Annotated in this window: 10 protein-coding genes; 7 read left to right on the plus strand and 3 right to left on the minus strand. The window is 67.7% G+C overall.

What is annotated here, in order from left to right; genetic code table 11:
- Window positions 1–56: 56 nt before the first annotated feature.
- Window positions 57–347 carry a 30S ribosomal protein S6 gene (rpsF, locus tag ACFV5H_RS02610; protein WP_004929252.1) on the minus strand — a complete coding sequence of 97 codons (291 nt, stop codon included), beginning with the start codon at window positions 345–347 and terminating at the stop codon, window positions 57–59.
- A 317-nt stretch (window positions 348–664) separates the two neighbouring features.
- Here rpsF and ACFV5H_RS02615 point away from each other — a divergent pair, with 317 nt between their 5' ends.
- From ACFV5H_RS02615 to ACFV5H_RS02625, 3 genes are all read left to right on the plus strand, one after another.
- On the plus strand, window positions 665–979 hold the full coding sequence (locus tag ACFV5H_RS02615) for a hypothetical protein (RefSeq protein WP_383454996.1): 315 nt from the start codon (window positions 665–667) through the stop codon (window positions 977–979).
- Between the two features lie 166 nt (window positions 980–1,145).
- The gene (femX, locus tag ACFV5H_RS02620) at window positions 1,146–2,267 is read left to right on the plus strand and encodes a peptidoglycan bridge formation glycyltransferase FemX (protein ID WP_344569790.1); all 1,122 of its coding nucleotides are present in this window, start codon (window positions 1,146–1,148) and stop codon (window positions 2,265–2,267) included.
- Between the two features lie 83 nt (window positions 2,268–2,350).
- Window positions 2,351–3,382, plus strand: coding sequence for an alanine racemase (locus ACFV5H_RS02625; protein WP_030857077.1), 1,032 nt, complete (start codon window positions 2,351–2,353; stop codon window positions 3,380–3,382).
- A 107-nt stretch (window positions 3,383–3,489) separates the two neighbouring features.
- Here the strand turns inward: ACFV5H_RS02625 and ACFV5H_RS02630 are convergent, their stop codons facing one another.
- Together ACFV5H_RS02630 and ACFV5H_RS02635 are read right to left on the minus strand one after the other, a co-directional pair.
- The gene (locus tag ACFV5H_RS02630) at window positions 3,490–4,998 is read right to left on the minus strand and encodes a glycosyltransferase family 87 protein (RefSeq protein ID WP_385046888.1); all 1,509 of its coding nucleotides are present in this window, start codon (window positions 4,996–4,998) and stop codon (window positions 3,490–3,492) included.
- Between the two features lie 98 nt (window positions 4,999–5,096).
- Complete coding sequence (locus ACFV5H_RS02635) at window positions 5,097–7,733, minus strand: transglycosylase domain-containing protein (RefSeq protein ID WP_385046885.1); 2,637 nt, start codon at window positions 7,731–7,733, stop codon at window positions 5,097–5,099.
- 396 nt (window positions 7,734–8,129) lie between these two features.
- Here ACFV5H_RS02635 and ACFV5H_RS02640 point away from each other — a divergent pair, with 396 nt between their 5' ends.
- The 4 genes from ACFV5H_RS02640 to ACFV5H_RS02655 all read left to right on the plus strand — a co-directional run bounded on the left by ACFV5H_RS02640 (window position 8,130) and on the right by ACFV5H_RS02655 (window position 11,894).
- The gene (locus tag ACFV5H_RS02640) at window positions 8,130–8,813 is read left to right on the plus strand and encodes a helix-turn-helix transcriptional regulator (RefSeq protein WP_383455001.1); all 684 of its coding nucleotides are present in this window, start codon (window positions 8,130–8,132) and stop codon (window positions 8,811–8,813) included.
- Between the two features lie 44 nt (window positions 8,814–8,857).
- A complete protein-coding gene (locus ACFV5H_RS02645) occupies window positions 8,858–9,940 on the plus strand; it encodes an inositol-3-phosphate synthase (RefSeq protein WP_030857072.1) in 1,083 nt (360 codons plus the stop codon).
- Window positions 9,941–10,017: 77 nt separating this feature from the next.
- The gene (locus ACFV5H_RS02650; RefSeq protein ID WP_385192384.1) at window positions 10,018–11,280 is read left to right on the plus strand and encodes an MFS transporter; all 1,263 of its coding nucleotides are present in this window, start codon (window positions 10,018–10,020) and stop codon (window positions 11,278–11,280) included.
- A gap of 122 nt (window positions 11,281–11,402) precedes the next feature.
- A complete protein-coding gene (locus ACFV5H_RS02655; RefSeq protein WP_385046878.1) occupies window positions 11,403–11,894 on the plus strand; it encodes a hypothetical protein in 492 nt (163 codons plus the stop codon).
- Window positions 11,895–11,972: the final 78 nt, after the last annotated feature.

The following is an 11,972-nucleotide window of genomic DNA, read 5'->3' on the forward strand; positions in this document are numbered from 1 at the left end:
TGCTGCTGGCTGCTTGTGCTGCTACTCGAGTCCCGGGATCAACTGAGCGGGAGAGCTCAGTGGGTCTCGGGGCGGAGGACCTTGGTCCGGAGGACCGACTCGTTCAGGTTCATCTGGCGGTCGAGCTCCTTGACGACCGCAGGCTCGGCCTGCAGGTCGATGACCGAGTAGATGCCCTCGGGCTTCTTCTTGATCTCGTACGAGAGACGACGACGGCCCCAGGTGTCGACCTTCTCGACCTTTCCGCCGCCGTCACGGACGACAGAGAGGAAGTTCTCGATCAGCGGGGAGACAGCGCGCTCCTCGGTGTCGGGGTCGAGGATGACCATCACCTCGTAGTGACGCATGTGGAACCCACCTCCTTTGGACTCAGCGGCCACGGTCGTTCCGTGGCAGGAGGGTCGTGATGCGTTGCCGCAACGATGCCTGTCAGTAAAACAGCCGCCACTGACAATCGAGGTCGGGCGGCGATCTCCCAGGCCAGCCGGAACGGACCGTGGCCCTTCCTCGGCTTGCCTGGCTCTGTCCGGACAGAGACCGGTGCGGACGGTACAGAGTACCCGCACAGCGGCTTCCGGTTGAAATCCGGCCGTGGGGACAGTCAATCTGTACACATCGGGTGTGTACGGCGCTACGATCCGCCGCCTTTCGCAGGAGGTGCCCCATGGCACAGGCATTGCGACCCAACACCGCCGGAGGCCTTTTCGCCACGGACGGCAAACCCCACCCGCTCCAGGACACCCTCATGGCGGTGACCCTGGTGCTGGGCATCACGTCCTTCATCACGGCGATGTTCCACCATCTGCACCTGCTCAGTTCCTGGACCGGCCTGGTGGGGATCCTCACCGGCGCGTACGGCCAGTGGATCTCGGTGACGACCCGCGAGCGATTCGGCCTCGTCCTGGGCCTGGGTGCCGCGGCGGTCGGGTTCTTCCTGGGCATGGCGCACGGGGGCCTCTTCGGCGGTCTCTTCGACTGACGTCGGACACCCCCTCTTTCGAACATCGTCGAACGCCCCGGCCGGCGACGGGCCGGGGCCAAGGCCCCGTGCGCCCAACCGGGGCGCCCCCGAGGCGCAGTAGGCTTCGCGCGAGAGCCGGAGCCCCTGAACCCATGGGGACACACCAGCCCGAGGAGCGCCCCGAATGAGCCTGACCCTGAGGACCATCAGCCGAGAGCAGCATCTGGCCTACATCCAGAGCCTGCCGTCGGCGAGTCACATGCAGGTCCCGGCCTGGGCTGATGTCAAGGCGGAATGGCGCTCGGAGAACCTCGGCTGGTTCGACGACCGGACCGGTGAGCTGGTCGGTGCCGGTCTCGTCCTCTACCGGCAGCTTCCCAAGATCAAGCGCTACCTCGCCTATCTGCCCGAGGGCCCGGTCATCAACTGGTTCGCGCCGAATCTCCAGGAGTGGATCGAGCCGATGCTCGCCCACCTGAAGCAGCAGGGCGCGTTCTCGGTGAAGATGGGCCCGCCGGTGATCATCCGGCGCTGGGAGGCCTCGACCATCAAGAAGGGCATCCAGGACCAGGACGTGAAGCGTCTGCGCGACCTGGAGGCCGACTTCATCGAGCCCCGCGCCTTCGAGGTCGCCGACAAGCTGCGCCGCATGGGCTGGCAGCAGGGCGAGGACGGCGGTGCCGGCTTCGGGGACGTCCAGCCCCGCTACGTCTACCAGGTGCCGCTGGCCAACCGCGCCCTGGAAGATGTCCACAAGAACTTCAACCAGCTGTGGCGCCGCAACATCAAGAAGGCGGAGAAGGCCGGCGTCGAGGTCGTCCAGGGCGGCTACAACGATCTGCCCGAGTGGCAGCGGCTGTACGAGATCACGGCTGTGCGCGACCACTTCCGGCCCCGCCCGCTGTCGTACTTCCAGCGCATGTGGTCGGCCCTCAACACCGAGGACCCCAACCGCATGCGGCTGTACTTCGCCCGGCACAACGGCGTGAACCTGTCCGCGGCGACGATGCTGATCGTCGGCGGGCACGTCTGGTACTCCTACGGCGCCTCCGACAACATCGGCCGCGAGGTCCGGCCCTCGAACGCGATGCAGTGGCGGATGCTGCGCGACGCCTACGCGCTCGGCGCGACCGTCTACGACCTGCGCGGCATCTCCGACTCGCTGGACGAGACCGACCACCTCTTCGGTCTGATCCAGTTCAAGGTGGGCACCGGCGGCCAGGCCGCCGAGTACCTCGGCGAGTGGGACTTCCCGCTGAACAAGCTGCTCCACAAGGCGCTCGACATCTACATGTCGCGCCGCTGACCTCTGCTTCGCCGCTCCGGCGGCTCCATTCGCTTCCACACCTCTGATACACCGCAGCCACGAGAAAGGTTCCAGGTCCGGCCATGGCGCTCACGCTCTACGTCGACACCGCGCGCTGGCGGGCGCATCACAAGCACGTGCAGGAGCAGTTCCCGGGGCTGGTCCCGGTCTGCAAGGGCAACGGCTACGGCTTCGGTCACGAGCGGCTGGCCGAGGAGGCCACCCGGCTGGGCTCGGACGTCCTCGCCGTCGGCACGACGTACGAGGCCGCCCGGATCAAGGACTGGTTCGGCGGTGACCTGCTGGTGCTGACGCCGTACCGGCGCGGCGAGGAGCCGGTGCCGCTGCCCGACCGGGTCATCCGCTCGGTGTCGTCCGTCGACGGCGTGTACGGCCTGGTCGGTGCCCGGGTGGTCATCGAGGTGATGTCCTCGATGAAGCGGCACGGCATCAGCGAGCAGGACCTGCCCCAGCTGCACTCCGCGATAGAGAACGTCCGGCTGGAGGGCTTCGCCATCCATCTGCCGCTGGACCGCACCGACGGCTCGGACGCCGTCGAGGAGGTCATCGGCTGGATGGACCGCCTGCGGGCGGCCCGCCTCCCGCTGCACACCATGTTCGTGAGCCATCTCAAGGCCGACGACCTCGCCCGGCTGCAGCAGCAGTTCCCGCAGACCCGCTTCCGCGCGCGGATCGGCACCCGGCTCTGGCTGGGGGACCACGAGGCCACCGAGTACCGGGGCGCCGTCCTGGACGTCACGCGCGTCGCCAAGGGCGACCGGTTCGGCTACCGGCAGCAGAAGGCCGCCTCCGACGGTTATCTGGTGGTCGTGGCGGGCGGTACGTCGCACGGAGTGGGCCTGGAGGCCCCCAAGGCCCTGCACGGGGTCATGCCGCGGGCCAAGGGCGTCGCCCGCGCCGGTCTCGCCACGGTCAACCGCAACCTCTCGCCGTTCGTCTGGGGCGGCAAGCAGCGCTGGTTCGCCGAGCCGCCGCACATGCAGGTGTCGATCCTGTTCGTGCCCGCGGACGCGCCGGAACCGACGGTGGGCGAGGAGCTGGTGGCCCATCTCCGGCACACCACCACGCAGTTCGACCGGCTCGTCGACCGCTGACAGCGAGAAGGCCGTACACGCGCTGACAGCGGGAAAGGCCGTACACGGGAGAACCGTGTACGGCCTTTCCCGCGTCCTGAGGGGGCGTCACCCTCCGATTTGTTCGCTCAGAGCGAACCGCCGGTGGTTTCCGTCCTGCCCCACTCGACCGGAGGCCCCTCGAAGTGGGCCGCGTGACGAGCGGGGCGAGCCGCCGGCCCGAGCACGAACACGTCCTCGGCCCCGTCCAGCACCCCGCCCGAGGGGTCGTCGTCACCGGACCGGCGCACCGGGTCCCGCTCCGGCATCAGGATGTCTCGCAGGACCATGGCACACAGGTAGAGCGTCCCCAGCAGATGCACACCGATCGCCCAGTGGTAGCCGTCGGTGGGCAGTCCCTTGTGGGCGTCCCCACTGGTCGTGTAGGCGAGGTACATCCAGATGCCCAGGAAGTACGCCACCTCACAGGCCTGCCAGACGAGGAAGTCCCGCCACTTCGGCCGGGCGAGGGCCGCCAGCGGCACCAGCCACAGGACGTACTGCGGCGAGTAGACCTTGTTGGTGAGGATGAACGCCGCGACGATCAGGAAGGCGAGCTGGGCGAAACGCGGCCGGCGGGGCGCCATGAGTGCGAGGGCCGCGACGCCCACGCAGCACAGCAGCATCAGCGCCGTGGCGAGCGTGTTGACCGTGTCGGTGCTCAGCGGGTCGTCCGAGTTCTGCGCCAGGATCAGCCAGAAGGATCCGAAGTCGACACCTCGCTCCTGGCTGAACGTGTAGAACTTCGACCAGCCGTCGAACGCGAAGAGCATCACGGGCCCGTTCACCACGAGCCAGGCGACGGCCGCGCCGCCCAGGGCCGTGCCGTACGCCCGCCATCGTCCCGCACGCCAGCACAGCACCAGCAGTGGCCCGAGCAGCAGCACGGGGTAGAGCTTGGCGGCCGTGGCGAGCCCGAGGAGGACACCGAATGCTAGGGAGCGCCCCCGTGACCACATCAGCATCGCGGCGGCCGTCAGAGCGATCGCCAGCAGGTCCCAGTTGATGGTCGCGGTCAGCGCGAAGGCCGGTGCCAGGGCGACCAGCAGGCCGTCCCAGGGCCGCCGCGCGTGCGTACGGGCCACGCAGACGACGATGACGGCCGCGCACGCCATGAGCATCCCGGCGTTGACCATCCAGTACCACTGCTCCTGGTCCTGGATGCTGCCGCTGCCGGGGGTGAGCCAGGCGGCGACCTCCATGAACAGGCCGGTCAGCACCGGGTACTCGAGGTACTCCATGTCACCGGGAAGCCTGTCGAAGTACGGCACCAGCCCGTCGGCGAAGCCGCGCCCCTGGTAGAGGTGCGGGATGTCCGAGTAGCACGCATGCGTGTACTGGGAGCTGGCGCCGAAGAACCAGGCGCCGTTGTAGCAGGGTGCCTTCTGCACCAGACCGAGGGCGAACATGCCGATCGCCACGAGTGCGATCACTCGCACCGGCGTCCACCAGGAGGTCCCGGTCAGAGCACGCCGTCCGAGCGGACCGCCGATCAGCTCGCTGCCGGCCGCGGCGACCCGGTCCTCCTCGGTCGGCCGCACCGGTTCCGGCTCGTGGACGCTCGCTTGCGTCGATTCTCCACTGGGCATGCCGCACATCCTGCCGTACATAACTGGGGATACGCCGAGGGCCGCCGCACCCGGAGGTGCGGCGGCCCATGTTTCACGTGAAACACCCAAGCCGGGCGATAGGTCGGCTAACCGGCCGGGCCTCCGAAGAGACCGCCTCCGTTGCCGTTGCCTCTGCTGTTTCCGGTGTCACTGCTTGCCGTGGGATCCGGCGAGCTGGTCGCCCCTCCGTCCGTGCCGCCGTTGTCCGTACCACCGTTGTCCGAACCGCCGGTTTCCTCCTCACCGTCGTCTTCGCAGTTGAAGTCGAACGGTCCGCACGTGGCGGTGTTGGTCGGCGGCGGCGGCGTGACCTCGGTCTGCGTGGGCGACGGAGGCGCCGACGGCGTCTCCTTCTCCTCTTCTTCCTCGGTCTCCGTGGCCGTCGGAGTGGGGGACGGCGCTCCGATCCCGTCCGCGACCTCACCGATCTTCTCGGCCTTGGGGAATCCGGGGTCGTCCTCGCCCTTCAGCGCGAGCTTCATGTACTCGGTCCAGATCTGCGTGGGAACGTCACCACCGTGGATGGAGTCCTCACCCGCCGTGCCGTTCATGGAGAGCAGCTTGTGGTCCTTGGGGTCCTCGCGGAACATCCCGACCGAGGTAGCGAGCTGCTGGGTGTAGCCGACCCACCACGCGGACTTGTTCTTGTCGGTCGTACCCGTCTTGCCGGCCGCTGTACGCCCCAGCTCCTGCGCCTTGTAACCGGTACCGTTCTCGATCACGTTCTCGAGGATGTCGGTGATGTTGTTCGCCACGTTCTCCGGCATCGCCTGCGTGACACGCGGCTTCTCGAAGCCGGGCAGTTCCGACCCCTTGTGCTTGACGGCGGTCACCGAGTACGGGTCGGCCTGCTTGCCGGATGCAGCGAAGGTCGCGTAGGCGTCGGCCATGCGGATCGCGCTGGGGGTCGACGTACCCAGGGCGAACGACGCGTTGAGGCCGGCGAAGCTGTCCTTCAGGATGCCGGACTTCTCGGCGACGTCCGCCACGTTCTTCATCCCCACGTCCATGCCGAGCTGCACGAAGGGGGTGTTGACGGACTGCTCCATCGCCTTGCGCAGGGTGATGTAACCCCACGGGTAGTCGCTCTCGTTCTCCTGGTAGAAGGGCGTGTTGTCCTTCTTGAGGACGAGAGAGCCGTCGTTGTTCTTGATCTGCAGGTGGTCGTCGCCGTTGTACTTGCTCTGCGGCGAGACGCCTACGCCGTCCGTCTTGTAGGTGCCGTGCTCCATCGCGGCGGCCAGCACGAACGGCTTCCACGTCGAGCCGACGGGGACACCCGAGGTGTCCGCGTTGTTGTTGAAGTGGCCGTTCTCGAAGCCGGCACCGCCGTAGAGAGCGACGATCGCGCCGTCGTTGGGCTTCACCGACGCCGCGCCGAACTGGACGTGCTGGTCCTCGTCGCGCTTCTTCGGGTCGATCTTCTCCTTCTCGACCTTCTTCACGGCCTTGGCCAGTGCGTCGACCTTGTCCTTCTCGAAGGTCGTGTAGATCTGGTAGCCGCCCTGGTCGAACTGCGCCTCCGTGACGTCGGAGTTCTTCAGGACGTAGCGCTTCGCCGTGTCGACGAGATAACTGACCTGGCCGGTCATGCCCTTGATCGCCTTGCGGCCCTGAGGCTCGGGGTACTTCTTGATCGCTTCCTGGTACTTGGCGTCCGAGAGGTGCTCGTCCGCGTGCATCTGCTCGAGGATCCAGCCCCAGCGCTCCTCGGACCGCTCACGATTCTTCTCGGCGGTGGCGGAGGAGTCGAGGTTCGTGTTACCCGCCGGGTCGTAGTACGTCGGCCCCTTGAGCAGGGCGGCGAGGAAGGCGCACTCGCTGGGCGTGAGATCGACCGCGTCCTTGCCGTAGTAGGTCTGGGCGGCGGCCTGGATGCCGTAGGCGCCACGACCGTAGTACGAGGTGTTCAGGTAGCCCTGGAGGATCTCGGCCTTGGAGAGCTTCGTGCCCACCTTGATCGAGATGAACATCTCCTTGAACTTCCGGGAGATCGTCTGGTCCTGGCTCAGGTAGGTGTTCTTCACGAACTGCTGGGTGATCGTCGAACCACCCTGGGTGTCACCGCCCGTGGCCATGTTGCCGAGCGCCCGGGCGATGCCCATGGGGTCGATGCCCGAGTCCTCGTAGAAGCTCTTGTTCTCGGCCGAGATCACCGCCCACTGCATGGCCTCGGGGATGCGGTCGATCGTGACGTTCTGCCGGTTCTGCCCACTGCCGGTGGCGACCATCTGGCTACCGTCGGCCCAGTAGTACACGTTGTTCTCGGACAACGCCATGGCGTTCTCCTCGCTGGGCACGCTCACCATCGCGTACCCGATCCCCGCCACGGCGACCAGGCTGCCGAAGAACGCGATGCACAGGCCGGACACGAGCTTCCAGGACGGCGTCCAGCGGCGCCAGCCGTCCTTGTCGTAGCGCGGATAGTCGATGATCCGCTTCTTTCCTGGAGGGGCCGAACGCCCCCCGCCCCGGCCGGGGCCGGCGGCACCGGCACGGCGGCCCCCGCCTCTCTGTGCCGCGCGTCGCGCCTCGGCGCGGCTGCCGTACGTATGCTCCTCACCCCCCGGGCCATGGGAGCCCGACCCATAGGAATCGGACGGAGACCCGGTGGCGCCTCGCGGTGCCGCGCGGCGGCCGGAGGACGAGCCGGACTGGCCGCGTCGGGCCGCGGCACGTCCGCCTCCCTGCGGCTGCGGCGGTTTGCGACGGTGCTCGCTCATCGAACGACTACTCCTCGGGCAGGCGCACCCTTGCGCGCCTGGAAACGGCGGCTGGTTTCCGGTCCCCCCGAAGTACGGATGCGGTGCTTCCCGCATTCACCCGTACTGCACCGGGGAGCAAGACGTCCCCAAGCGTCACTCGGTTCCCGGTGGTGTGCATGGCGCACAGACTACGCACCGTCAAAACCCGCCGAGCACAGAAGTTCACCTCAAATCAGGCAACTTGCTCCCTATCAATCGGTGATGTGATCCCGTTCACCTTTCTGCCCCTTGTCGCATCCGGAAGGCCGTTCTATCGTCGTGATGTATCGAGTCGATACATCAGCTCGACATAAAGGCGGCGACGAGCCGCACACGAGCCCGTCACGGCACGACCGCGGCAGAGGGGAGGCGACGATGAGCCGGCGTTCCGGGATCCTCGAGTTCGCCGTACTCGGCCTGCTCCGCGAATCTCCGATGCACGGCTACGAGCTGCGGAAACGACTCAATACGTCACTGGGTGTGTTCCGTGCGTTCAGCTACGGGACGCTCTACCCCTGCCTCAAGACGCTGCTCGCCAACGGCTGGTTGATCGAGGAACCGGGGAACACCACCGAGGACGCCCTCGCCGCTCCGCTCACGGGGCGCCGCGCCAAGATCGTCTACCGGTTGACGGCGGAGGGTAAGGAGCACTTCGAGCAGCTGCTCTCCCAGACGGGGCCGGACGCGTACGAGGACGAGACCTTCGCCGCGCGGTTCGCCTTCTTCGGGCAGACGTCGCGCGACGTGCGCATGCGCGTGCTCGAGGGCCGCCGCAGCCGGCTGGAGGAACGCCTCGAGAAGATGCGCGCCTCCCTGGCCCGGACCCGGGAGCGCCTCGACGACTACACGCTCGAGCTCCAGCGCCACGGGATGGAGTCCGTGGAGCGCGAAGTGCGCTGGCTGAACGAGCTCATCGAGAGCGAGCGGGCCGGGCGGGACCTGAAGGGGTCCGCCACCGGGGGGCCCGCTCAGCAGGACACCACATCTGGAGCGACGGGCGGCCTGCCCCGGACCGGGGACGACCCCCGGCCGGATACGCCCGACGACACCGCCACGTGAGACCCGCTGAAGGGCCTCACTCGTACACACAGGGAGCAACCGGAATGGGTTCGGTTCGCGTAGCCATCGTCGGCGTGGGCAACTGCGCCGCATCGCTGGTGCAGGGCGTCGAGTACTACAAGGACGCCGACCCGGCGTCCAAGGTCCCGGGCCTGATGCACGTCCAGTTCGGCGACTACCACGTCCGTGACATCGAGTTCGTCGCCGCCTTCGACGTGGACGCCAAGAAGGTCGGCCTGGACCTCGCGGACGCCATCGGCGCCTCCGAGAACAACACCATCAAGATCTGCGACGTGCCGAACAGCGGCGTCCAGGTCCAGCGCGGCCACACCCTCGACGGTCTCGGCAAGTACTACCGGGAGACCATCGAGGAGTCCGCCGAGGCCCCGGTCGACGTCGTCCAGGTCCTCAAGGACAAGCAGGTCGACGTCCTCGTCTGCTACCTGCCCGTCGGCTCCGAGGACGCGGCGAAGTTCTACGCCCAGTGCGCCATCGACGCCAAGGTCGCCTTCGTCAACGCCCTCCCGGTCTTCATCGCCGGCACCAAGGAGTGGGCGGACAAGTTCACCGAGGCGGGCGTCCCGATCGTCGGTGACGACATCAAGTCCCAGGTCGGCGCCACCATCACGCACCGCGTGATGGCGAAGCTGTTCGAGGACCGCGGTGTCGTCCTGGACCGCACGATGCAGCTGAACGTCGGCGGCAACATGGACTTCAAGAACATGCTCGAGCGCGACCGCCTCGAGTCCAAGAAGATCTCCAAGACGCAGGCCGTCACCTCGCAGATCCCCGACCGGGACCTCGGCGAGAAGAACGTCCACATCGGCCCGTCCGACTACGTGGCCTGGCTGGACGACCGCAAGTGGGCCTACGTCCGCCTGGAGGGCCGCGCGTTCGGTGACGTCCCGCTGAACCTGGAGTACAAGCTCGAGGTCTGGGACTCCCCGAACTCCGCCGGTGTCATCATCGACGCCCTGCGCGCCGCGAAGATCGCCAAGGACCGGGGCATCGGCGGCCCGATCCTCTCGGCGTCCTCGTACTTCATGAAGTCCCCGCCGGTGCAGTACTTCGACGACGAGGCCCGCGAGAACGTCGAGAAGTTCATCCAGGGTGAGGTCGAGCGCTAAGACCCCCCGCTGTGGGCAGTTGAGGGTCTCCGGGTCGCATGGTCCGGAGACCCTCTCCGTATGTGAGGCTGTGCCCCATGGCCGTCGTCCGTGACCTGCGCGTCCTGCTGCGCCTCCAGGGCTTCAGACGCCTGCTCGCCGTCAGGTTGCTCTCCCAGGGCGCCGACGGCGTCTTCCAGGTCGCGCTCGCCGCCTACGTGGTCTTCTCCCCCGAGAAGCAGACGTCGGCCACGGCGATCGCCTCCGCGATGGCGGTTCTGCTCCTCCCGTACTCCGTGGTCGGCCCCTTCGCGGGAGTCCTCCTGGACCGCTGGCGCCGCCGCCAGGTCTTCCTGTACGGCAACCTGCTGCGTGCCCTGATGGCCTCGGTGACCGCCCTCCTGATCCTCGTCCGGGTACCCGACTGGCTCCTCTTCGTCGCCGCCCTGTGCGTCACCGGCGTCAACCGCTTCGTCCTCGCCGGACTGTCCGCCGCGCTGCCTCGCGTGGTCGACAGCGAGCGGCTGGTCGTCGCCAACTCCCTGTCCCCGACCGCCGGAACGCTCGCCGCGACCGCGGGCGGCGGTCTCGCCTTCGTCGTCCGTCTGGTCGTCGCCGACTCCGACGCGGCCGTGGTGCTCGTGGGCGCCGCTCTGTACCTGTGCGCGGCCGTGGCATCGCTGCGCATGTCGAAGGGACTGCTCGGTCCCGACCGGGCGCTGGTACGTCCCCGGCTGGCCACGGCACTCACCGGAACCGGTCGTGACCTGGTGGCGGGCGTACGGCACCTCGCCGCGCCCCGGCGCAGGGAGGCCGCCTGGGCGCTCACGGCGATGTCGCTCATGCGGTTCTGCTACGGCGCGATGCTCGTCATGCTGCTGATGCTCTGCCGGTACGCCCTGACGTCGACCACCGACGAGGGACTCGCCCTGCTGGGGCTGGCGTTGGGTGTGTCCGGGGCCGGCTTCTTCGCCGCGGCCGTCCTCACGCCCTGGGCCGCGGGGCGACTCGGCCCCGGCCGCTGGATCATGGTGTGCGCCGCGGCGGCGGCTGTGCTGGAGCCGTTGCTCGGTCTGCCCTTCGCCTCCGCCCCTCTGCTGGCCGGGGCGTTCGTCCTGGGTCTGACCACCCAGGGCGCGAAGATCGCCACGGACACCATCGTCCAGGCCTGTGTCGACGACGACTTCCGCGGCCGGATCTTCTCCGTGTACGACGTCCTGTTCAACGTGGCCTTCGTCGGCGCTGCGGGAGTGGCCGCCCTGATGCTCCCGCCGGACGGCCGATCGGTGCCACTGGTGGTAACGATCGCCGTTATCTACGGAGCAGTAGCTGTGGCTATGGCCCGTTTTGAGCGTCAGTAAGTGTCACATCAACGCCACAGAGCCTTATTGGGCTACGGAATTGTCAGTGCGGGCCGGTAGCTTACGTGCGTCTTATCAACGCGTCTTTCGCGCCACGCACCCATGTTCCAGGGGGACCCCAAGTGACCACTCCGCCGCCCCAGGGCAATCCATTCGCACAGGGCCAGCAGCAGCCCTACGGCCAGCCCCAGGGCCAGGCGCCCCAGGGTGGCTTCCCGCAGCAGGCGGGCCAGCCCGGGTTCCCCCCGCCGGGTGCCCCGGTCCCGCCGCAGCAGGGCCGCAAGCTCAGCTTCAAGACGATCAAGAACATCGTCATCGTCCTGATCGTCGCCGGTGTGGCCATCGGCGGCTGGATCACCAGCCAGGACGACGCCAACACCGCCGCCGTCGGCGACTGCATGCACCGCGGCAGCACGGACGACAACAACCCTGACCTCGAGGTCGTCGACTGCGGTGACGCGAAGGCGCAGTACACGGTGCTCGCCAAGATCGAGGGCAACCACTCCGGGCTCACGGCTCAGAACAAGTGCGAGGCCGAGGCCAAGGACTTCCAGTACGTGTACACGGAGACCAACGGCAGCAAGAGCTTCCTTCTCTGCCTGAAGGACAAGTAGTACAGACGTGAGGGGTGGTGTTTCACGTGAAACACCACCCCTTACGCATGGAGCGGGGTCATGTTTCACGTGAAACAT

The organism is Streptomyces sp. NPDC059787 (genome assembly GCF_042732315.1).
In the GTDB taxonomy this organism is placed as follows: Bacteria; Actinomycetota; Actinomycetes; order Streptomycetales; family Streptomycetaceae; genus Streptomyces; species Streptomyces atrovirens.